Raw genomic sequence first — 23,414 nt, forward strand, 5'->3', positions numbered from 1 at the left:
GTGGTAAACTCCTCAAATTCCTTACTGGTCATAGCAATGCGGTTAATAGCGTCGCCTACAGCCCCAATGGACAACAGTTAGCTTCCACTAGTCGGGATAAGACTATCAAAATCTGGGATGTCAACAGTGGCAAACTCCTCAAATCCCTGACTGGTCATAGCAAAGAGGTCATGAGCATCGCTTACAGCCGTGATGGACAACAGTTAGCTTCTGCTAGTGCTGACAACACCATCAAAATCTGGGATGTCAACAGTGGCAAACTCCTCAAATCCCTGACTGGTCATAGCAAAGAGGTCATGAGCATCGCTTACAGCAGTGATGGACAACAGCTAGCTTCTGCTAGTGCTGACAACACCATCAAAATCTGGGGTGTCAGTAATGGTCAACTTCTCAAATCCATGATTGGTCATAGAAGTGGGGTCTTTAACGTCGCCTACAGCCCCAATGGACAACAGCTAGCTTCTGCTAGTGATGATAACACCATCAAAATCTGGGATGTCAACAGTAAACAACTCCTCAAATCCCTTACTGGCCATAGCGGTAGAGTCTATAGCGTCGCCTACAGCCCTAATGGAAAACAGTTAGCTTCTGCTAGTTGGGACAGAACCATCAAAATTTGGGATGTCAGTAGTGGTAAACCCCCTAAAACCCTAACTGGTCATAGCAAAGAAGTCAATAGCATCGCCTACAGCCCTAATAGACAACAGCTAGTTTCTGCTAGTGATGACAAGACGATCAAAATTTGGGATGTCAACAGTGGTAAACTGTTTAAAACCTTTACTGGTCATAGCGATAGGGTCATTAGCGTCGCCTACAGCCCCAATGGACAACAGTTAGCTTCTGCTAGTGCTGACAAGACCATCAGCATCTGGGATATCAGCAGTGGTCAACTCCTCAAAACTTTTACTGGTCATACTGATGCAGTTAGAAGCATCGCCTATAGCCTTGATGGACAACAGTTAGTTTCTGCTAGTCGAGATAAGACCATCAAGATATGGGATGTCAACAGTGGTCAACGACTCAAAACTTTTACTGGTCATACTGATAGGGTCAATAGTATCGCTTTCAGCCCCAATGGACAACAGTTAGCTTCTGCTAGTGATGACAAAACAATAATTTTATGGGATTTGGATTTCGATAATTTATTACTCAGTGGTTGCAACTTGCTGAATAATTACTTTATTGGTCATCCAGAAGTGTTAGAAGAGTTGCAATCATGCCAAACGCGATCGCAGTTAGTGCAAGGTGCGATCGCGTTAGTTATCCAAGGTGAAAAGTTAGCGCGAAATGATGATATTAATGGCGCTGTTGAAAAGTTCAACAAAGCACAGCAGTGGGATAATAAATTAAAGTTTGATTCTCAGGCGAGAGCAAAAGAGTTGGCGAATCAACGAAAGGGGAACTCATAGAGCAGAAACTGATGGAAATTGCTCTAAAATTTGGTCATCCTAAACAAATCATTGCTGACCGTGGAAGTGATATTCAAAGAGGAATTAAACTGTATAAACAGAATCATCCTGATGTAATTTATACTTATGATGTAACTCATGCAATGGCTTTGTTACTCAAGCATGAATTAACTGGTTCCGAAAAATATCAGTCTTTTATACAGCAGTGTGGTCAATGTCGGAGACAAGTACAACAAACCGAACTATCTTTCTTAGCTCCTCCCTCACAACGCTCGCAGTGTCGTTACTTTAACGTAGAAAAACTTTTAGATTGGGCTGAAAAGTTGCTGAATTCACCGCTAGATATTTTAACCAATTTAGTACCAAATATTGAGCCAGAAGTTCTTAAGACTAAATTGAAACAGAAGTTGGGTTGGTTAGCATCTTATCAAGACTCACTGAACGATTGGAAACAAATGGTTTACATGACCGCAGAGTAGAAACTCAAATTAAGCTTGATGGATTGAATCAAGAAACCTTCAATATTATGCAACAATATTTAACAATAGGAATGGATTATTCAAAAGGGTTTAGACAAAAAATTCTCGGCTATTTAACACAGGAAATATCTCACATTACATCAGGTCAAACATTATTAGCTACTTCTGATGTCTTAGAATCACTATTTGGTAAATACAAACAGTTTTCTTCTCGTTGCCCTCTTAAACAAATCGGTCAAATATTTTCGAGTATTTGTTTATCAACCATGAATTTGACAACTAATCTTGTGAAAGAAGCATTAGAGACAGTCCGTTTTTTAGATGTTGAAGACTGGGCAGCTCTTGTTTTTGGCAAATCTATGCTCTCAAAAAGGAGAATTTTGTTTTCTGCCTCAACTGGCGACACAGAAACTGCATGAAGAAACTCTTAAGTTTCTCCAACAAAATCAACACCCTAGGTGATTGCACAGTTTTTAACTAAGCAATCGCTCTAATCAACAACTTCACCTACTCTTTTTCCGGTTGCCAGAATCGCAATTCGTTTCGGAAATACCTATCAGTCTTTTTCGATTGCTCCTTCCAGCAATCCCAAGCCACCACTACTTCCTCGCCCAAATCTTGCACCACCTCACCTCTCTCGACATACAAAGTGCGGTATGGGTCAGCATGGGCAACAGTAGAACCGAGTGCAATTGTGTCCGGTTGAGAGGATGTTTTCTGGAGTACGGTAATTAATTCTGTCTCTTGGGTGGTTAATTCTGCCCAATAATCTGGTTTAATCACCTCGTACTCTTGGGCAACATCCCAATAGTCCTCCCAGCTACACCCAAGCTTTGACAAGACCCGCCGAATATCACTAATCGCCTGGGGCAACATTTCCAATTGTTCGGCCTGATATGCGATCGCAGTTGGTGTCGGATCACTACCCAAAATTAGCGCTGCTGCCTCCAATGCTGGGGTGTTGTTCATCGCACTGGCGAGATTCTTCAACGCCATACCCATGAGCCGCAGACATTCCTGGGCATTCTCCTTGGGGGGTTCAACAGCTAGCGATCGCAAATCAATTGTCTTCTCCAGTGCTTGCTTTACCTGCTTGTTCAACGCTTTGGTCGCCTGTTGGGTCATGGTATTTCCCCATTGTTGGGAAGGGCGCTGTTCTACGGCGTGTTCTAATTCCTGAATGCGCTGCTGGAGTTGCTGATTTTCAATTTCCAGTTTCCGTAACCCCTCCATCTCCGAGAGCCGTTGCTGTAACTGGATATTTTCTTCTTTCTGTTGTTTGAAGAGTTGTTGCAAGGATTGGATTTGTTCTTGCACCTGAGCTTCGGCTTTAGCCCCTGCTTCTGCTTGCAAACCAATTCTCAATTCCTGCTCTAGGCGCTCTAACTCTTACTGGTGTTGCTCTTTGATTTGGGCGATCAATCTGCTATAACATTTGCCGCAGGTTTTTATCGAGGTTTAGGATTTGGTAGAGGATATTACAGTGCCTTTGAACTTGGTCGTAATGAAATTAAATTGTTGAAATTGTCAGATAGTGAAGTGCTACATTTCATCACTCGTGATACATCCCTCCTTCAGCAAGAGGTAGTAAAACCAAGGGTGACTCGTACTGTTAAGCGCACAAACTCAACAGAAGCTACCCTATATCCTCTTTGGTTTGGAACTAACCGCAAACCCAAGAACCTACAGGATCTATCCCTTGGATTTTCAGGAGAGCGCGATCGCCAGCTTCACTATGGCACTTGTCAAGTAGCAGTACCAAAGTCTCATAAAATTGGCTCTACTGGTTCTCCCTTCTGGCAAAGATTGTTAACGTTTACAGACGATCGCCTTAAACTCAAGCAAGAGAGTCTGAAATACTTGCAGGAAAATAATTTTTGGGATGAAATTCAGAGGACGTTGCAAGCAAATCAGCCAGATGAGCGTTCGGCTTTAGTCTTCATTCATGGCTTTAATGTCAGTTTTGAAGATGCAGCCTTACGAGCAGCGCAGATAGGTGTAGATTTGCAAGTAGCAGGAATTATGGCATTTTATAGCTGGCCGTCAAGAGGAAAACTAGTCAGCTATCCAGCAGACGAGGCGACGATTGAAGCCAGTGAGAGATATATTGCCGAGTTTTTACTTAACTTGGTACAAAAGAGTGGGGCAGAAAAAATCCATATTATTGCTCATAGTATGGGAAATCGCGGGTTACTTAGAGCAATGCAGCGAATTTTAGCTCAAGTTCAAGCCGAGAGTAAAGTCTCCTTTGGACAAATCTTTCTTGCTGCTCCTGATGTTGATCCGGATATCTTTGAAGAATTAGCCGAAGCTTATCAAACCCTGGCTGAACGCACGACTCTTTACATTTCTGCTAAAGATAAAGCTTTGGCAACATCAGGTATTATTCACGATCATCCCCGTGTTGGTTTTTTCCCACCGATTACAGTTGTTGATGGGATAGATACAGTAGAGGTTTCTAATATTGATTTAACATTTCTAGGTCATGGTTATTTTGCAGATGCCCGCGATTTGCTTCAAGATATGCACCAATTGTTGATACATAATTCATCTCCTGAACAACGATTTGGGTTGCGAAAAAAACAAGAGAATGGGCAAAATTATTGGATTATTGGGAGGTAGGTCAGTAGTCAATGAAGTATAACCGTGAGATTTTGAGGCAATTACTAACAGCTTTAACTGATCCAGAATTATATGAATCACTTGACAATTTTCCTTCCGTGCGTAATCAGTTTTCTGATAATCAGCAAAAATATCTTAAAGTAGAAACAATTCTTAATCATTTTGAAACCCGTCAAAACGGAGAGGATGAAGAAGGCTTTCCTAAATTTTTAGAAGTAATTAAAAGATGCAATAATACAGCTTATAAGAATTATGTTAAGCGCCTAGAGAGTTCTGAGGATAAAGAAATTTCATCGCTCTCTGATTTAAAAAAAGGAGTAAATTTAGATACTAAATTAATTGACGAATTAACAAATATATTCCCTGAACAAGATGACTTATTTTGGCAATGTTTCAAGCAAGTATATCAAGATTTTTTATGGCAACTAAGCCAACCTGATTTAGAGTTAGAACCAGATAATTTAAGTGGATATTTATTATTACAGCTAGAAGATTGGCCGGAAAAGACAATTATTCTGGAATTTATTCCTCGTTTACTTGCGTATTTATCGTAAGGATTCAGGTAACAGAGTATTGACAAAGGGGACAGTTGAGGGGGAGTATCACAAATATGAACCAAAACCTGCCTCAAGAACCAGATAGAGAAAGCTTGAACCAGTTATCGAAGGAAGAACTGGTAGAGATAATTATTGAGCAGAGCAAGGTAATACGTGAGTTACAGAAAATAATAGTAGAACTACAGCAAGAAATAGAGCGTTTAAAAGTTAGTAGAGATTTAGATTAGGACTAATTCATCGAAGCCTCCGTCTGGAGATATCCTGAAAAAAAGCGAAACCAAAAAATCACCGCCTCCAGAAGAATCAAATCAGCCAAAAAAGAAACCAGGCGGGCAACCAGGGCATCAAGGTAAGACCCGTAAGGGTTTTGGGAGAGTAGATCGTTATGAAATTTTACGTCCTACGGATTGTCTGTGTTGTGGTCACAAAGCATTTGCTCCTGGGGCAGTAAAAGTAGAAAAACACACTGTAGCGCAATTGGTGGAACGCCCAATTGAAGTAGTGGAGTATCAACGCCATACTTGTGTATGTGACCGCTGTGGAAATGTACAAACTTCCCACTGGCCAGAAGATGTCATCCCAGGACAAGATTTAGGGATGAGATTACAGGCATTTTTAGGATGGGCAAATAATTATGCACACATGCCCTATGAAAAACAGCAAGAGATGCTGTGCGAATTGGGACTTTCTTGAAATTGGGCTAGGCACTTTGGTTGCAACCAATGAACGAATTCAAAAAGCAATTGAACCGAGTGTTATTGAATTAAGTAGTTGGATAAAACAAACACAACCTAATATCCATGTGGATGAAACGCCTTGGTCAGTCAAGGGAATTAAAGAATGGTTGTGGGTAGTTGCTAACTCTGAGTTCTATCTGTTTACTGCTGCTGATACTCGTTCCAGAGCCGAACTAGAAGCCATTTTAGGGACTGAATATACCGGGGTAATCAGCAGCGACGATTTTAGTGTGTACAATGGCTATCCAGTTTTTGCCCAACAGAAATGTTTGGCTCATCTACGCCGTCACTTTAAAAAATTAATTCAACTTCCCGGTCTTCACAACCAAGCTATCGGCGAAGCTTTTGTTGACTTAATTGATGAAGCTTTTAAGAATTATGCTCGATGGTTTCAGACTCTTGACTGCGCCAGTTACAACGATTGGGTCAATAAATTCAAATTCAAGTTGCATTCCTTAATTGCTCAATGGATTGACTTAGCCGGAGCTACCGCAGGTCAACTTTTACGCTCTTTGCGCAATAAAGCTCATCAATGGTGGTATTTCCTGGAACATCCTGAAATTCCCCCGGATAATAATCAGGCCGAACGTTCCCTGCGTTTGGCTGTGACAAAACGTAAAGTTAGTGGTGGTTCCCGTTCGATGGAGCGGTTTCAACATACTGCCAATTTGTTGACAGTGGTTCAAACCTGTCGTCGTCAAGGTAGTTCTGTTATTGATTTTTTTGTACAGGCTCTAATTGCTGATTCTGATAATTCTCTGTCTCGCCCTTCTTTACTTCCTCAATATTAGACCTGAATCCTTACGAATTTTCAACCGGCAAAGAAGCAGAATAACCCTGTTCTACCTGCCCCTGAGTTTAATTAGCGATCGCTACTTGTCCCTACATCAACACGAAGCACGCTAAATGCTAAATTTTATTTAGCCACCCAGCAGGAGTTTTCTTTTTCTTATGTGGTTCTGGTCTGCCGATTCTGTAGAACAAGAATTATTTGATTTGTAGGCTCCAGCCCTATGGTCGCTCGGCGTAAATTTTAATGACGAGCAACTCCAAGAAACTTTAGAAGCATCAAGCTATTGTTTAGAAAATGCTTTCAGGAGCGCAATCGTTTACATATTCTGTTGAGTTGAGTTGATTTGCAAGGCTGTATTTAGAGATGATTAGTAAGGCTCAGAGGACTAAAAATGGCTAATTATCCTGCCAAGGGTGAAATGAGCAATGGATATAGATTACTGGATTAATATCAACCGTATTGCCACATTATAACTGAACCTGAGATTAAAAATAGGCATAGTCAGTCGCAACTCTTGGAGACGCTGCGCAAACGTTCCAAGTCAAAAGTCATGCATTCAAAAGTCAAAAATTTACCAAGCCCATCAATAAGTTAAGGGGCTTGTACCTTTTTCGTTCTAGTAAAAAATAATACAAATTCTCATAAAGCCTTGAAGTAACATATAACTGTGTAGCAAACAACAGCCTAGCGGATGAACTCTCTTGCCAACTTAGTAAGATAAAATGCACGAATCACGGGTTATTACTTAAGCTGTACGTTAATTCAAGCTACTTTAGTTACTTACTGGCTTACTGACTTACTAGTGTAAATTACATTTATGTTGCACAATGTACTATATTTGCAAGGTTGAAATAATGCAAACATAAACGATTTTATCACAAATTGGGTAATAAAATTCCAAGTTTGTTCTATAAATTATTTTAAATAGAAATAATGATTAGGCGACTAGAAAGTTATCAGCACAAAGAAGTACTTCGAGAAGATAGTAATACGATTCTTTATCGTGGAATTAAAGAACTAGATGGAACGCCTGTACTAATAAAATATATTAAAATTGAGTATCCAACTCTCGAAGATATTGCTCGGTTAAAATATGAATATAAAATTCTTCAGTCGCTAGATATTATAGGAGTTGTTAAATGTTATGTGTTAGAAGATAGTCATCAGTTCTGGGCAATAATTTTGGAAGATTTTGGAGGAAAACCACTTTCAAAATATCTGAGTCAAAGAACGCTAGATTTAAGTGATTTTCTACACATTGGAATTCAACTTGCTGAAACATTAGTAAAACTTCATCAATACAAGGTTACTCACAATAATTTAAAAACTACTAATGTGCTGTTCAATCCGCAAAATGGGCAGGTTAAAATTGACGACTTTAGCCTTGCTACCTATTTGTATGGAGAAAAGCAAACAATTAGTAATCAGAATATTTTTGAAGATGCGCTTGCTTATATGTCGCCTGAGCAAACAGGGCGGATGAACCGCTTAGTTGATTACCGTAGCGATTTTTATTCTTTGGGCATTGTTTTCTATGAAATACTGACACGACAATTGCCTTTTCAAAGTACTGACCCACTAGAACTCGTTCATTGCCATATTGCTAGAACTCCAATTTCTCCTTGTATTATTGCCAAAAATCTGGGCTTAGGAGAAATCCCCCAGTCAGTTTCTGATGTTGTAATGAAACTTTTGGCAAAGACAGCAGAAGAGCGTTATCAAAATGCGTTAGGACTGAAAGCAGATTTGGAAATGTGTTTAAAATTGCTACAAGAAACTGGAGAAATTACACCCTTCCAAGTGGGGCAATTAGATTTATACAGCCAATTCTCGATTCCGCAAAAACTTTATGGTCGTGAATTCGAGGTCAAAATTTTGATAGCTGCCTTTGAGCGTATCAGTCAAGGCACAACAGAAATAATGCTGGTAAGTGGTTACTCTGGGGTTGGTAAGTCATCTCTAGTTTATGAAATTCATAAGCCAATCATAGGTAAGCATGGGTATTTTATCTTTGGCAAGTTTGACCAGTTTAAGCGCAACATTCCTTATGCTGCTCTGATTCAAGCATTTCAAGAATTAATGCGGCAGTTGCTCACTGAAAGTAGCGAGCGGATTAGTATTTGGCGGGCAAAACTGTTAAAAGCGTTGGGTGTCAATGGTCAGGTGATTATTGATGTGATTCCTGAAGTTGAGCGAATTATCGAACCCCAACCCGCAGTACCACAATTAGGAGCATCGGAATCTCAAAACCGATTTAACCGCGTCTTTAGACAGTTCATTCATGTGTTTTGTAAACTGGAACATCCTTTAGTAATGTTTTTGGACGATTTACAGTGGGCGGATTCAGCATCATTGAAATTAATTCAATTGTTGATAACTGACCCAAATAGTAAATATCTGTTGTTGATAGGTGCATACCGAGATAACGAGGTGAGTGCGACTCATTCATTAATGCTGATGCTCTCTGACCTCCAGCAAGCGGGGGTAGTGATAAACAACATTGTGCTTCAGCCATTACATCTGGTTGATGTTAGTCAGTTAATTGCTGATACATTTCAAAGCAATCAAGATACATCACTCTTTATGCGCCACTCCGTGTCTACGCACTTTCTAGCGGAATTAGTCTTTAATAAAACTCAAGGCAATCCTTTCTTTTTATCGCAACTACTCAAATCGCTTTATCAAGATAAATTACTATTTTTCAACTTTCATCAAGCCTGTTGGCAGTGGGACATTGAAAAGCTGTTAGATATCGACATCACGGATAATGTTGTTGAACTAATGGTTAAGCGAATTCAAAAGCTATTACCAGCGACTCAAAACGTTCTGAAGTTAGGTGCTTGTGTTGGGGACAAATTTACCTTGGAAGTGCTTAGTATTGTCAATGGAAAGCCTTTATCAGAAACGGCATTGGAATTATGGGAAGCACTACAAATTGGGCTGATTTTGCCATTAAATCAATACTATAAAATTCCCCTAGTTATAGACCTAGAGAAATTTAGTAAGAGACATGAGGATAAAAATACTTCACTCTTAGCTGTTTCTAGCCCTCCAATGATCGCTTATAAATTTTTGCATGACCGCGTACAACAAGCAGCATATTCGCTTATCGCCAAAACAGAACGCAGCCAAACGCATTTGAGAATTGGAGAATTGTTACTTGAGCATACGCCAGAAGTGGAACTTGAAGAGAATATCTTTGAGATTGTTAATCAATTAAATATTGGCAGGAAATTACTATCTCAACAGAAGCAGAAAAATGAACTAGCAGCACTAAATTTGATGGCAGGTCAAAAAGCCAAGAAAGCTACAGCTTATGACCCGGCGCTCAAGTATTTCAAGGTAGGATTGGGATTACTTTCAGAAACGAGTTGGCAGACAAATTATGATTTAACACTGGCACTGTATATAGAAGCAACCTCAACAGAGTTTCTCAATAATAATTTTGAGCAAACGGCAATCCTCGCAGATATTGTTTTAAGCAATGCCAAAAATATTCTAGATCAAGTTAAGGTATATGAAATCAAAATTCAATATAGCGTTTCGCAGAACAAGTTAAAGGAAGCGATCGCTATTATTTTACAAGTACTAGAAATGCTGGGAATAACTCTAAGTCAAGAGCCTCCTCATGCCTTAACCAAACAGTATGAAAATTCATTGACGGTTGAGAATTTAAGTAGTCTGCCACCGATGACTGACGATTATAAACTGGCAGCAATGCGAATTCTGATGACAGCAGGCCCTCCCACTTATTTTGCAGATGCTCAATTATTCACCTCAATTATTTTCACGATGGTGGATCTGTGCATTCAATATGGAAGTTCACCGATGGCTGCTTATGGCTATGCTTGTTATGGTTCGATTTTGGCAGGTCAGTTAGAAGAAATCGATGCAGCGTATCAGTCTTGTCTGTTAGCTTTACAACTTCTCGATCGATACAATGCCAAAGAACTCAAAGCTGAGATTTGCGAAATTTTTAATGGTCATGTTCGACATTTTAAAGACCCTCTCTCTGCCGTATTAGAACCAATGCTAGAGGGAATTCAAAGTGGTTTAGAAGTTGGCAAAGTTCAATATGCCTCATATATTGCTGCTTTTTATTCAACCGCTTTGTTTTATACGGGTGAGAACTTAGAAAGCGTCGCTCAAAAGCTCGAACATCGCTTAGAGTTACTCAATAGTTTGAAAAATCAAGTTTGCATTGATTATGCCAAAATCTGGCAGCAGATGGTAGCAAATTTAGTCGGTGACTCTACACATAAATTTGAATTGATTAGCGATCGCTTTAACGAAACAGAAATTTTACAGACATTAATCACAGCTGATAACCAAACAGCTTTATCTGCCCTTTACCTTGCCAAAACGAACCTGCTGTATTTATATAAAGAGTACGCTCAGGCAATCCAAAATGCCAGGATTGCAGAACGTTATATCGGTAGCGTTATGGGGACAATAAATGTCTCCGAACATAGTTTTTATTATATGCTGGCTTTGCTTGGTTACTATCCCTATACAACTATTGAAGAACAACATCAGTACTTGCAGATAGTGGAATTGCGCCAACAGCAGATGGAAAAATTAGCGAATGATGCACCTATGAACTTTCTGCATAAGTACGAGTTGGTTGAAGCAGAAAGAGCAAAAGTTTTAGGGCAACACTATCGAGCAATGGAGTACTACGATCGGGCAATTCAAAACGCACGCGAGCATGGTTACTTTCAAGAAGAAGCTCTAGCTGCGGAATTGGCGGCAGAATTTTATTTTGGATGCAAAAGAGAACGCCTTGCCAGAGATTATTTAACAGATGCTTACTACGCTTATCTGCGCTGGGGCGCAATAGCAAAAGTTCAAGATTTAAAAGAACGCTATCCCCAAGTCTTCTTTGGAGATAATAAAACGTTAACAAATATAGGCATTACACCCGGCGATACAACCGGACTCGATTTAGCAACGTTAGATTTAGCTACTGTTATCAAAGCTTCCCAAGCACTTTCTGATGAAATTATTCAGAGTAAATTGCTTGACAAATTAATGAACAGCATGATGGAAAATGCAGGAGCAAGAACCGGGATGCTTCTCTTACAGCAATCAGACCAATGGGTTCTAGTAGTTGAGGGATTTGTAGATAAAGACAACGCTATTTTTTTGCCAGCTAAATCAATAGAAACAAGTCCAATGCCTGTAGCATTGATTAATTATGTTGCGAGAAGTCAATCTACTCTAGTATTGGATGACGCAACTGAAGAAAAACTTTTTATTGATGATGTTTACATTCAGAACAATCGGCCTAAATCTGTGCTTTGTTTGCCAATCATTTATCAAAGTAAACTCAAAGGTATTCTTTACTTGGAAAACAACCTCGCTAAAGGTGCATTTACTCAAAGCCATGTGAAAGTACTGAGTTTATTAGCTTCTCAAGCCGCAATTTCTCTGGAAAACGCAGAATTATACCAAGAATTGCAAACATATTCGCAAAAGTTAGAAAGCAAAAATGCCGAGTTGAATCAAATTAATTTATCACTAACGGCTGAAATTAGCGATCGCCAGCTAGCCCAAGAAGCACTGTTTCAAGAAAAAGAGCTAGCCCAAGTGACATTGCAATCAATTGGAGATGCAGTTATCACTACGGATTCACTGGGTCTAGTACAATATCTTAATCCCATCGCTCAAAATCTGACAGGCTGGAGTCAATTAGAAGCACAAGGATTGCCGGTCGCTGAAGTATTTCAGATTGTTAACGAAAGTACTCGCGAACCAGTGGTAAATCCATTGGAAAAAGCTCTGCATGAAGGAAAAACCATTGGTCTTGCCAACCATAGAATCTTAATTGCGCGTAATGGGGATGAGTTTGCCATTGATGATTCCGCTGCTCCAATTCGTGCTAGCAACGGTCAGATAATTGGAGCAGTTATGGTATTTCATGATGTGTCCCGTAACCGCAGCTTATCTCTGCAACTTTCCTGGCAAGCTAGCCATGATGCTTTAACTGGACTGTTAAATCGACGCGAGTTTGAACACCATCTAGAGGAAGCTATTAACGATGCCAAGATGCATGACAAGGAATATGCCCTCTGCTATCTAGATTTAGACCAATTCAAAATCGTCAACGATACCTGTGGCCATCTTGCTGGCGACGAACTCTTGCGTCAAGTGACGGCATTATTTCAAAGTCAGGTACGTAAGACAGATACTTTAGCCCGCATAGGTGGGGATGAATTTGGCTTACTTCTCAATCAATGCCCACTAGAACAGGCACAACGAGTTTGCAATTCCATACGTCAGAAGGTTCAGGAGCTTCGATTTGTCTGGCAGGAAAAACTTTTTACAATTGGCACTAGTATTGGATTAGTTATGATTAATACTGATAGTGAAAGTGTTACTCATGTATTAAGTCTTGCCGATGCCGCTTGCTATGCAGCTAAAAATCGGGGACGTAATCGGGTACACGTTTATCAAGTAGACGATATTGATCTACTACAACAGAAAGGCGAAATGGAATGGGTAATGCGTATTGCTCATGCTTTGGAAGAAAATCGATTTTGTCTGTACTACCAAACAATTATCTCAGTTTGCGAAACTGAGATCAAAGAACAACATTATGAAGTCCTTTTGCGTTTGCAAGATGAGACTGGGGCTTTGGTATTACCTATGGCATTTATTCCTGCCGCAGAACGTTATAATCTTATGCATTTAATTGACCGTTGGGTAATTCGGACTTTATTCGCTATTCAAGGACAACACTATCGTGATACCTGGAACGATTATCAATCAAGGAATCAGCCATGTAATTGTATTTATGCAATTAATCTTTCAGGTGCAAGTATCAATGATGAACAATTTATTGAATTCCTACATGAGCAATTTGCTTTGCATCAAATCCCACCCCAAATGATCTGCTTTGAAATTACTGAAACTGTTGCCATTAGTAACTTAGCTAAAGCTTCTTTATTTATCAGTGAATTAAGAAGCCTTGGCTGTCGCTTTGCATTAGATGACTTCGGTAGTGGAATGTCATCTTTTACTTATCTGAAAAACCTGCCTATAGATTTTCTCAAAATTGATGGCAGTTTTATTCGGCAGATTTTGGATAATTCTATTGATTTAGCAATGGTTGAAGCAATTAATAATGTTGGGCATATTATGGGACTTAAAACTATTGCAGAGTTTGTTGAGAATGATGCCATTTTAGAAAAAATTAAAGCTCTTGGGGTGGATTATGCTCAAGGTTACAGCATCACCAAACCTTGTCCTTTTTTATGACTTTGACTAGAACAAAAATTATGGGATACTGTTTTATATTTGAAACGGTACATTCAACAATTAGTAATTTCTTGTCTTTAATTGCGAATGGGCGAAAAAGCGGACTTGTACTGAGCGTAGCCGTACCACTTCGTGGAAGCAAGCTACGCGTAGCGTCTCGCAGAGAAGTATTGGGAATTGTTCGGTTACTGTAGCGGCGATTGGGTTGGGTTTTACGGCTGGAGTATCTGGGAAATTATTGGTTCAAAAAGGGGATTGAAGTTATTGCTGTCCTAACAGCTATAAACCCCTATGGGCGCTTTTACACCCAGATTTTATACCTATGGGTATACGCTATTTACTGGAAACCTCTAAGATAAAACGATACCGAGTAGCTCAAATTTGACCGTAAGTACTTTTACACGCTACCTGCGGTCGTTAACTCCTGTAATCGCATTTCAAGAATTATTTCTAATCAACTGTAACAAGATAGACTCAAGGCTTTATAATGCTGCGTTTGTGGTGCGTTGATGTTCTTCAAAATTACGCTGATGTTGTTCATGGCTATCACGTAACTCAAGTAACACATCATCCAAAATCGCACTACGAGCTAAAACACGATCAACATTATCTGTAAGTGTGTCAACTCTAGTTGTAAGCTGCCTCATTTCCTGTCTTAGCTCAGACATTTCTAACTGGGCGTTAGCTTGTCTTTCCGCTAAACCCAAGATTATTTGCTCTGCTCAATCTAATCGGCTTGGGAAGTATTCAGGTGTGTCAGTCATTTTCAAGATTGTTGAACTTCTACAAGTTTACTTTCTCCTTTGATTCTTAGTTGCTACAAACCAAATTTATGAGTTTGTACTACTGGTTTAAATCCTATCCATCCTTCTAACGGATAAAATTCAACATCATTAAAACCTTCACAATTTAGATAAGAAATAAGTTCTTCTTCGCTACGATTTTTGACAGCTTCTAAATTAGGATAGGCTTTGGTGTGAAAGGTGTATTTATATCTTTCTGGATACTCATGGTTTTTGCTTTCTCTGATCGAGGGTTCATACTCTTGCATTTTATATGAAGAATAAAAACCGATATAATGAATGGCAATATTTTTTGTATTGGTCATAAGAACCTAAATGTTGTACTAAAAACGATAGTACACAGATCGTTAGATTGTCAATTATTCTGGTAAGTGCGAATACTCTTGTTTGAGGTGGGAACAACCATTTGAGTCATATATTGTAACATTTTTATCTGTGAGTCCGGCCTATGCTTTCCTCTAGCAGAAGGTACAGGGTGAGCGGTTGGGAGTATGTCAATGCACTTTTGCTTTGAACCGATGAATGTGGCTGAGGCAGAAAAACTTACTCGCTGGCATTATCAGCCACCTTACCAAATGTATAACACTACATCTGATGAAACACTAATTGGGTCGTTTGTAGACCCTGAAAACGCTTACTATAGCATTCAAGGCAATGGGGAACTGGTTGGTTTTTGCTGCTTTGGTAAGGAGGCTCAAGTCCCAGGAGGTGATTATACAAAAGACTCACTCGACATTGGTTTGGGAGTGCGCCCCGACCTCACGGGTCAGGGAAGGGGACAGATGTATATTGCAGATGTACTCAATTTTGCACGTTCAAACTTTAATCCCACCCTATTTCGCATTACAGTGGCAGCATTTAATGAACGTGCGCTCAAAGCATGGAGAAAAGCCGGATTCCAACAGGTACAGTCATTTCAAGCACTAGGCAATAAGGAACTATTTATTATACTGGTGCGGCATATTTGAGAAGTCTACTGTAGAACAACGAATTATTTGACCAGAATGGCAGATTGTTTGTCATCAATCTAAATTTTTCTAGGTTTCCTGTTCCAACAATTTCTATAACTTCATGCCAGAAATCCTAAAAATTGGATACTAAATGCTTACATATCACCTGTGCTGCTATTGAAAGATTAACCAAAATATAGTCAGCAATTCCTAAACGAGACATTTGGGGCTGAGACTGATTACCCTGAGCTATCAAAATCGTTTTACACCCTGCACTATGTCCAGCTTCTATATCACTGAGATTATCGCCAATAAACCAAGAATTTGCTAAATCTATATTTTGTTCGCTAGCTGCACGTAAAATCAAGCCTGGTTTTGGTTTACGGCATTCGCAAGCAATTGCATACTCAGATATTACACCATTTGGATGATGGGGACAGTAGTAGAACCCATCTAGCCATAGATCCGCTTTTTCTAATATTTCATTCAATCGCGCCTCCACTCCCGCCAAGGCAGATTCTGGGAAATAATCCCGTGCTACTCCCGACTGGTTAGTAATCACAATTAATTTATATCCAGCTTTGCTAAGTATTTGTAATCCTTCAATAGCACCGATTTTCATTTCGATTAATTGCGGATCAACATTGTTTGGTACATTTTCAATTAAAGTGCCATCTTTATCTAGAAATATCGCCGGCATTTGAGATTGCGAATTTAATTTGTTAGTTCGATGCCAAATTTTCTGATTTTCCAAGAACTATATTTCCCCATCTTAAATCTAATACCACTTGCAAAAGACGACAACGGTGTTGCCGTGTCTCCCGTGAGCGATCGCGTCCAGCATTATCGCACAGTATAAAACTCGCCAATATAATAAAGCAAGTATAGTCATTACAACAGTGGCGAGATTTGATATGCAGTGCATCACTTCCAGGTTATTATCTCTATAATTTGCTCTTGATGAAGTAAAATTGCATCAAATCAACCCAAAACATCTTTACTACTTTTAGAATTGGGATTATCGGTATCTTAACTTGAAGAGCTTGTGGCATAATGAGCAATATTCCCACGGGAGAAAAATCATTGTTGAGGTAAATTGAATGCCTGTTACCTACGAACTTAGAGATTATCAACATCAGTGGATAAAAGATATTTGGAATTCTTGGAAGAATGGTAATAGGCGAGTGCTTGCACAACTCCCGACAGCCGCCGGGAAATGTTGGAGTTGCAAAATCTCGTGGGGATTTTAGAGCAAAAGAGCTAGCGGTTGCTGTCACTAGCCAGATTGGGGTTAATGAAATCCTTGAGAATTACTTTAAATATGCACGAAATCTTCGTACAGTTATTTTCGCCTGTAGCTTAGAACATTCTCGTGCCCTGGCTGCGGAATTTTCTCGTAATTATATTAGTGCCGAACATTTGGATGGGAAAACTCCCCCACAAGAGAGATTAGAAATATTGCAGCGTTTTCGCAATGGCACTACCCAAGTAATTAATCTTAACCGAGGGCTTTGATTGTCCTAATATTGAGTGCGTCTACTGTGTCCGTCCGACTGAAAGCTCTACTCTTTGGCTGCAAATGCTGGGGCGGGTTCTAAGAACTTACACTTTAAAACCAACTGCGGTAATTATTGATATTACCGATAATTGGAAAAAACATGGGCTTCCTGATGAAGCCCGCAAATGGAGTTTATTGCCTAAAATTATATCAAAAATACAAAACAAAGGCTTAATCCAATGTGAGCATTGCACCCATATTTTTAAACCGCTAACTGATGAATTAGCTAATTTTGATGCCGAAGTTGACGAGGATGGAGTGGTGATTCAACATCACCAAGCTATTTGTCCAAGCTATGGTGAAACGATTGATTTTACTACTAAAGAGAATTTTGCAAAACCAAGTTTTAGCAGAATTCGACTTAGACAGGGTTTTTTATTGAAAATATTACTAGATTTACTCTTGGAGATTGGCGTGAAATCGTTAAAATGGTTGAGCCATCCCAATCAGCAATTACCAAAAAAGCATGGGAACTGTACAAGGAAGCTTTTGAACGACATAAGAACCGCATCTTGGCTATGTCTTTTGTTGAACAGAAAAAGCTAAAACAACAAGGCAATAGCAATGTGGCAACTAATGTAACGACAATAGAAGCTCTTGGGCAGTTGGAGAATAGTATATTCTGGGAACCAAAACCACAAGAAAAGTCATCTAATTTCAAAAAGAATTTAGGTGATAATTATTTTAGAGTGAAATACAAATCACAATGGCTTGAATCCTTAACTTACTGTTCAATGCTAACAGGTGATTTCTTAAACATAAATGCTGGCCTATTCCATGTGGAAACTAAAGATGTATATGTGAATATCTGTATTGAGGTTAGAGAACTTCCTGGGCTGAAATCCAAACTAACAGAGATTTTTGATCCCGCAGAGATTGAATATGCCTTTACTCAAGGATTTGGGAAACTTGCCAAGATCATGTTCCGGTTAAGTTGATTCCCAATGTTGGGTCATAATTGAATGGCACGCTTGAAAAGCGCATCAGCTTGCTTTGACAAAAGTTTTACATATTTTGTAAAATCAATATTTCCCCATCTTTGTGCAAATTCATTGTAAGGTGCAGGTATCTTACCTGGTAGTTGCCACTAGAATTTAATTGTTGCAGATGGCTTGTAATCATACAGCCATTTATGAAAATCATCATTAAGGCTCATTGTCTGTTCCCGTTGCCCGTTTGATGCCACACTGTTAGATTCGTAGTAGCGCATCTCACCCAAAGCGCTACGAGCTTGGATAATTTTTGTGCGCTGCATACGACGCTGTTCGTAGCTAGTTAAGGCTTCTTGGAGATTAGCTGATTGAGAAAAACACTCTCGCAATTCATAAGCATCTTCAAAAGTAGTATTCGCTCCCTGTCCCATAGCTGGAGCCATTGGATGGGCAGCATCACCTAAGAGTGTAACTCTGCCTTGACTCCAGTGAGTTAACGGTGGGCGATCGCAAATCGGCCCTTCCCAAATTTGCTCGGCTGGTGTTGCTTGTACTACCACCCGAAAGGATTCATCCCAATCAGCCAATTCATGGAGAATACGAGATTTGACTTCATCGGCGCTGTCGCAAAGAGAGTATTCAGGAGAAAACTTACGACTAATCCAACTCATATAGCCGCCGCCCACATTCAGAAGGTACATGAACTGTTGATTGCCTTTGACGAACACTAATTCATAGTCATTAAATAGCTCGTGGTGATATTTGATGACGGCACGCCAACACATACTACCAATATAATTAGGCTTACCCTCGCCAAATAAAATTTCTCTAATTACAGAGTTAACACCATCAGCGCCAATCAGTAAATCTGCATATACCGATTTTTCGCCATCAAAACGAATTTTCACACCGTTTTCATCTTGCTCAAAACCAATACAGCGATGATTGAGATGAATTATATCAGATGGTAGTCTAGATGCTAAGACTTGTTGTAGACGATACCACCAAACAGTCAATAATGGCTGTCCATATTTCTCTTGGTATTTGGTTGTATTAGCTCGGATTGTTTCTCCTTGAATATTCTTTAAAACCGTGTGGTGAACCTCACACCCTGAACCTTTGAGGGTTTCGACAATTCCCGGTGCGATCGCATCTAAAAAATTCAAGCCATTGGGAGCTAGCCCTAGCCCAGTTCCAGCCGGACGAAACTCTTGAGCTTTTTCGTATATTTGAACGTCTATCCCTTGGCTTCTCAGTGCTATAGCAGCAGCTAAACCGCCTGGGCCAGCACCAACAATGGCAACTTTGTCTACTATGGGTTGGGATAATTTCTCTGTTGGGTTTATATTCATAATGTGAGGTTAACTACCTGAGCTACAAAAAAGTAATAATAGACTGTGGTGGAAGTTGACTACTTTTCAGACTTGTTTCTTCAGCCCCAAGTTTTTCCTATTGCCCGCCAATGCAAATCAATTCTAAAATCAAAGCGGACTGTGAGATCAAATCCAATAAATATCTGAAAAAACTATTAGTATCATATTCAACATGGAAGAAAAGTTTTTAGCTCCAATCACTTCAAACTCTCTTACCCAAAAGTTGCAAATATTTGCTTCCGAAGAAGTAGAATTATCGCTGAATATCAATAATATCTCCTACTCAGTAAAACTAGAACCTCGCGTTACTTTACTAGATGCACTCCGAGAAAAGCTGGGTTTGATGGGCACTAAAAAAGCTTGCGATCGTGGTGAATGTGGTGCATGTACTATTCTAATCAATGGTCGCCGAATTAACTCCTGTATGACTCTAGCAGTAATGCATATCGACGCTGAAATTACCACGATTGAGGGATTAGCGCAAGATGACAAACTCCACCCCATGCAAACAGCCTTTATCACCCATGATGCTTTTCAATGCGGGTACTGCACATCGGGTCAAATTGTATCAGCCGTAGGGATGATATTAGAAGAACCACCAAAATCTGAGGCAGAAATTCGAGAAAAAATGAGTGGAAACCTTTGTCGTTGTGGAGCATATCCAAATATTATTGCGGCGATCCGGGATGTGCTAGAGGAAATGGAAAATGCAGCCATTTAGTTATGCTAAAGTTACTTCACAAGATACTGCGATGCCTGCGGCAACCCGAAGCGGGAACGCTACAGTTGAACAAAACGAAACTGCTGCATTTATCGCTGGTGGCACAGATTTACTGGGATTAATGAAAGATGGAGTTCAAACAGCGAATATATTAATTGATATTAATAGTTTGCCCTTAACAGATATTGTATCTCTTGCGAATGGAATCCGTATTGGTGCAATCTCTCGTATGAGTGATGTGGCTTTTCATCCCAAAATTCAGGAATGTTATCCAGTAATTAGCCAAGCATTGTTACAAAGTGCTTCACCGCAGCTACGAAATATGGCAACAGTGGGCGGTAATTTACTACAACGAGTCCGTTGTGGCTACTTTCGCGATCCGGTTTTTCCTTGTAATAAACGCACCCCAGGTTTAGGTTGTGCCGCAATTACAGGCTACAATCGAATGCACGCTATTTTCGGAGCAAGTGAACATTGTATTGCCGTTCATCCTTCCGATTTAGCTGTAGCATTAACGGCATTAGATGCGATAATTTACATCCAAGGGGTAGAAAAAGAACGTCAAATTTCAATTCATGATTTTTATCTCTTACCAGGTGATACACCAGAAAAAGAAACTTTATTACAGCCTGGAGAATTAATCGTTGCTATTGAAGTTCCAAATTCTGTATATAAGTCCTATTATTTAAAAGTTAGAGATCGGGCTTCCTACCAATTTGCTCTCGTTTCCGTAGCTATTGCCGTAGAGTTAGAACAGGACATAATTCAATCAGCACGAATCGCTTTTGGTGGGGTAGCACCCAAACCTTGGCGTGCAAGGGATGCTGAGGAATTTCTCAAAGGTAAAGCAATTAACGAAGCTACCTTTACAGCCGCAGGAGAAGCAGCTGTTAAAGAAGCAAAACCGCAAACACATAATGAATTCAAAATTGAATTAGTCAAAGGCGCTTTGGTACGTGCGCTTTCAGTTGTGACAGAAAAATTATGAATAAAATTATCGGTAAACCGCTCGATCGCGTTGATGGCAAACTCAAAGTTACCGGAGAAGCACCCTATACAGCCGATGTTGCTATAGAAAATTTAACTTATGGAGTGATTTTTCAAAGTGCGATCGCAAGCGGTAAAGTTATCCAAATAGATACATCCGCCGCCACCGCCGTCCCTGGTGTTGTAGATATCATTACCTACAAACAAACTCCATCTCTGGTAAAAATCCCCTTCTTTTCATCTCCCCAGCCTCAACCAACCGAAAAAGACGATAATATTTACCACGATGGTCAACATTTGGGCATTGTAATTGCCCAAACTTTAGAACAAGCCGAAACCGCTGCCTCCCTAGTTAAAATTATCTACGAAGAAGCCACTGCGATAGTCACAGTAGCAGATGCAGAGATATTTGAACCCGAATCAATATTTTTTGGCACTATGCCAGGTAAAATCACCAGAGGGGATGTTGAAGCTGCAAAAGCGCAAGCGGATGTCCTGGTGGAGCAGATTTATACCACACCAATGGAGCATCATAATCCCCTTGAACCTTCTGGAACGATCGCAATCTGGGAAGGAGATAATTTGACGCTGTATGAAACTACTCAAGGCATTTCCGCAACCCAAAAAGCGATCGCATCTGTTCTGAATATTCCTCAAGAAAATGTCCGTGTTATCTCTAAATATTTAGGCGGAGGATTTGGTTGTAAGGCATTGTTGCGATCGCATACTATTTTAGCTGCGATCGCATCTCGTCAAGTAAAACGCCCTGTAAAAGTTGTGCTAACGCGATCGCAAATGTACACAGCTTGCGGGCACAGATCCCAAACTCAGCAGCAGCTAACGCTAGGTGCAACCACCGAAGGTAAACTAACCGTTATTCATCACATTGGCACATCCTTAACATCGCTATATGATGACTTTGTAGAACCAGTTGGTGCAGCAACAACAATGATGTACGCCTGTCCAAATCTGGAAATTAAATACCGTCTAGCACGTATCAACGCCGCCACACCAACCTTTATGCGTGGGCCAGGAGAAGCGACAGGGATGTTTGCCCTAGAGTCAGCAATGGATGAACTAGCATACACCTTAAATATTGACCCAATTGAACTAAGACTAAAAAATCATGCAGATATCGATCCCCACCAAGGATTACCTTGGTCAAGTAAGTTCCTAAAAGAATGTTACCAAAAAGGGGGAGAAATTTTTGGTTGGTTCCAACGCAACCCAATTCCCCGTTCCATGCGAGATGGTTATTTCCTAATTGGTTGGGGAATGGCTAGTGCAACATTCCCCACTAATGTTGAAACTGCATCAGTCAAAGTAGAAATTTTTGCCAGTGGAAAGGTGCGGCTACAAAGTGGAACCCAAGATATTGGTACAGGTACTTATACAGTGATGACGCAGGTAGCTGCTGAGGTATTAGGCTTATCAGTGCAGTTTGAACTAGGTGATAGCAATTTTCCGAAAGCGCCCATTACGGGTAACTCAATTACAGTTGCTAGTGTTTCCCCGGCGGTGTATAAAGCTGCGATCGCTGCACGGGATAAAATAATCCAAATGGCGAGCAAAGATCCAAATTCTCCGCTTTATCAATCTCAAGCAGAAGATATTACCGTCGAGTCAGGGCAAATATTTTTAAAACACGATCATTCCAAAAGAGACAGCTACACCGATATTCTGCGCCGTCACGAATTAGAAAGTTTAGAAGTCACAGAGCAAACCTCACTCAACCCAGAGGGTAAGCAATACGCCAAACACTCATTTGGTGCAATTTTTGTGGAAGTAGCAGTCGATGAAGTGTTGGGAGAAATCAAAGTTAGACGTTGCGTAGGAGTTTATGATGCAGGACGAATTCTCAACTTCAAGACAGCGCGAAGTCAGGTTCTCGGTGGGATTACATGGGGAATCAGTATGGCGCTGATGGAGAAAACTGTAATGGATACAAATCAGGGCAGAATAGTTAATGCTAACCTTTCTGATTACCTGATTCCCGTTCATGCAGATATCCCAAATATGGAAGTACTATTTATTGGGGAACACGATCCTTATGTGAATACTCTAGGGACAAAAAGCTTGGGTGAACTTCCGATTGTTGGGGTAGCAGCAGCTATATCTAATGCAGTGTATCATGCCACAGGTAAACGGATTCGTGACCTACCAATTACACTAGACAAGTTTTCTGAATCCGGGATTGATTAAAATTTCTAGATTATTAAAAAACATCATGGAC

General features: G+C 40.0%; 18 protein-coding genes and 2 pseudogenes. 15 read left to right on the forward strand and 5 right to left on the reverse strand.

Annotated features, from left to right (window positions below):
* The 3 genes from G1O98_RS06220 to G1O98_RS38720 form a co-directional block, all read left to right on the forward strand.
* On the forward strand, positions 1 to 1,409 hold a 1,409-nt coding region (locus tag G1O98_RS06220), incomplete at its 5' end, for a WD40 repeat domain-containing protein (protein WP_243458354.1).
* Between the two features lie 11 nt (positions 1,410 to 1,420).
* Positions 1,421 to 1,888, forward strand: coding sequence for a hypothetical protein (locus G1O98_RS39740; protein ID WP_228058461.1), 468 nt, complete (start codon positions 1,421 to 1,423; stop codon positions 1,886 to 1,888).
* The gene (locus G1O98_RS38720) at positions 1,855 to 2,307 is read left to right on the forward strand and encodes a hypothetical protein (protein WP_243458355.1); all 453 of its coding nucleotides are present in this window, start codon (positions 1,855 to 1,857) and stop codon (positions 2,305 to 2,307) included. The genes G1O98_RS39740 and G1O98_RS38720 overlap by 34 nt, the downstream gene beginning before the upstream one ends.
* Positions 2,308 to 2,395: 88 nt before the next feature.
* Here the strand turns inward: G1O98_RS38720 and G1O98_RS06230 are convergent.
* A pseudogene (locus tag G1O98_RS06230) lies at positions 2,396 to 3,319 on the reverse strand (hypothetical protein); the annotation flags it as partial.
* Positions 3,320 to 3,487: 168 nt separating this feature from the next.
* Between G1O98_RS06230 and G1O98_RS39745 the strand changes: the two are divergent.
* The 4 genes and pseudogenes from G1O98_RS39745 to G1O98_RS06250 all read left to right on the forward strand — a co-directional run bounded on the left by G1O98_RS39745 (position 3,488) and on the right by G1O98_RS06250 (position 13,857).
* Positions 3,488 to 4,510, forward strand: coding sequence for an alpha/beta hydrolase (locus tag G1O98_RS39745; protein WP_345940530.1), 1,023 nt, complete (start codon positions 3,488 to 3,490; stop codon positions 4,508 to 4,510).
* 11 nt (positions 4,511 to 4,521) lie between these two features.
* The gene (locus G1O98_RS06240) at positions 4,522 to 5,064 is read left to right on the forward strand and encodes a hypothetical protein (protein ID WP_163927763.1); all 543 of its coding nucleotides are present in this window, start codon (positions 4,522 to 4,524) and stop codon (positions 5,062 to 5,064) included.
* A 56-nt stretch (positions 5,065 to 5,120) separates the two neighbouring features.
* Positions 5,121 to 6,595, forward strand: a pseudogene (locus G1O98_RS06245) (IS66 family transposase).
* 935 nt (positions 6,596 to 7,530) lie between these two features.
* Complete coding sequence (locus G1O98_RS06250) at positions 7,531 to 13,857, forward strand: EAL domain-containing protein (protein WP_163927764.1); 6,327 nt, start codon at positions 7,531 to 7,533, stop codon at positions 13,855 to 13,857.
* A gap of 482 nt (positions 13,858 to 14,339) precedes the next feature.
* Here G1O98_RS06250 and G1O98_RS06255 read toward each other — a convergent pair whose 3' ends face one another.
* Together G1O98_RS06255 and G1O98_RS06260 are read right to left on the reverse strand one after the other, a co-directional pair.
* The gene (locus tag G1O98_RS06255; RefSeq protein ID WP_243458356.1) at positions 14,340 to 14,564 is read right to left on the reverse strand and encodes a hypothetical protein; all 225 of its coding nucleotides are present in this window, start codon (positions 14,562 to 14,564) and stop codon (positions 14,340 to 14,342) included.
* Between the two features lie 110 nt (positions 14,565 to 14,674).
* Positions 14,675 to 14,965, reverse strand: a complete 291-nt coding sequence (locus tag G1O98_RS06260; RefSeq protein WP_163927765.1) for a hypothetical protein — start codon at positions 14,963 to 14,965, stop codon at positions 14,675 to 14,677.
* Between the two features lie 186 nt (positions 14,966 to 15,151).
* On the opposite strand from G1O98_RS06260, the gene G1O98_RS06265 reads away from it, so the two are divergent.
* On the forward strand, positions 15,152 to 15,628 hold the full coding sequence (locus G1O98_RS06265; protein ID WP_243458357.1) for a GNAT family N-acetyltransferase: 477 nt from the start codon (positions 15,152 to 15,154) through the stop codon (positions 15,626 to 15,628).
* Positions 15,629 to 15,743: 115 nt separating this feature from the next.
* Here the strand turns inward: G1O98_RS06265 and G1O98_RS06270 are convergent, their stop codons facing one another.
* Positions 15,744 to 16,310 (reverse strand): HAD family hydrolase, encoded by a 567-nt coding sequence (locus G1O98_RS06270; RefSeq protein ID WP_163927766.1) that lies wholly within the window; start codon positions 16,308 to 16,310, stop codon positions 15,744 to 15,746.
* A gap of 30 nt (positions 16,311 to 16,340) precedes the next feature.
* Between G1O98_RS06270 and G1O98_RS40600 the strand changes: the two genes are divergently transcribed.
* From G1O98_RS40600 to G1O98_RS06290, 4 genes are all read left to right on the forward strand, one after another.
* Positions 16,341 to 16,469, forward strand: a complete 129-nt coding sequence (locus G1O98_RS40600; RefSeq protein WP_275941762.1) for a hypothetical protein — start codon at positions 16,341 to 16,343, stop codon at positions 16,467 to 16,469.
* 311 nt (positions 16,470 to 16,780) lie between these two features.
* Entirely contained in the window at positions 16,781 to 17,125 is a 345-nt protein-coding gene (locus tag G1O98_RS06280; RefSeq protein WP_243458358.1) for a helicase-related protein, read from the forward strand.
* Between the two features lie 64 nt (positions 17,126 to 17,189).
* Positions 17,190 to 17,714 carry a hypothetical protein gene (locus tag G1O98_RS06285; protein WP_163927769.1) on the forward strand — a complete coding sequence of 175 codons (525 nt, stop codon included), beginning with the start codon at positions 17,190 to 17,192 and terminating at the stop codon, positions 17,712 to 17,714.
* On the forward strand, positions 17,687 to 18,106 hold the full coding sequence (locus tag G1O98_RS06290; RefSeq protein WP_163927770.1) for a hypothetical protein: 420 nt from the start codon (positions 17,687 to 17,689) through the stop codon (positions 18,104 to 18,106). The genes G1O98_RS06285 and G1O98_RS06290 overlap by 28 nt, the downstream gene beginning before the upstream one ends.
* 149 nt (positions 18,107 to 18,255) lie before the next feature.
* On the opposite strand, the gene G1O98_RS06295 is transcribed toward G1O98_RS06290, so the two are convergent.
* On the reverse strand, positions 18,256 to 19,452 hold the full coding sequence (locus G1O98_RS06295) for an NAD(P)/FAD-dependent oxidoreductase (RefSeq protein ID WP_163927771.1): 1,197 nt from the start codon (positions 19,450 to 19,452) through the stop codon (positions 18,256 to 18,258).
* A 193-nt stretch (positions 19,453 to 19,645) separates the two neighbouring features.
* Here G1O98_RS06295 and G1O98_RS06300 point away from each other — a divergent pair, with 193 nt between their 5' ends.
* From G1O98_RS06300 to G1O98_RS06310, 3 genes are read left to right on the forward strand one after another with little or no spacing between them, the layout of a single operon-like run.
* Positions 19,646 to 20,194 carry a (2Fe-2S)-binding protein gene (locus tag G1O98_RS06300; protein WP_012408835.1) on the forward strand — a complete coding sequence of 183 codons (549 nt, stop codon included), beginning with the start codon at positions 19,646 to 19,648 and terminating at the stop codon, positions 20,192 to 20,194.
* Entirely contained in the window at positions 20,181 to 21,182 is a 1,002-nt protein-coding gene (locus G1O98_RS06305) for a xanthine dehydrogenase family protein subunit M (protein ID WP_163927772.1), read from the forward strand. Before G1O98_RS06300 ends, G1O98_RS06305 begins: the two co-directional genes overlap by 14 nt.
* Positions 21,179 to 23,383 (forward strand): xanthine dehydrogenase family protein molybdopterin-binding subunit, encoded by a 2,205-nt coding sequence (locus tag G1O98_RS06310; RefSeq protein WP_163927773.1) that lies wholly within the window; start codon positions 21,179 to 21,181, stop codon positions 23,381 to 23,383. Before G1O98_RS06305 ends, G1O98_RS06310 begins: the two co-directional genes overlap by 4 nt.
* Positions 23,384 to 23,414 lie beyond the last annotated feature (31 nt).

The sequence above is a fragment of the Nostoc sp. UIC 10630 genome (genome assembly GCF_010747425.1).
Taxonomy (GTDB): Bacteria; Cyanobacteriota; Cyanobacteriia; order Cyanobacteriales; family Nostocaceae; genus Nostoc.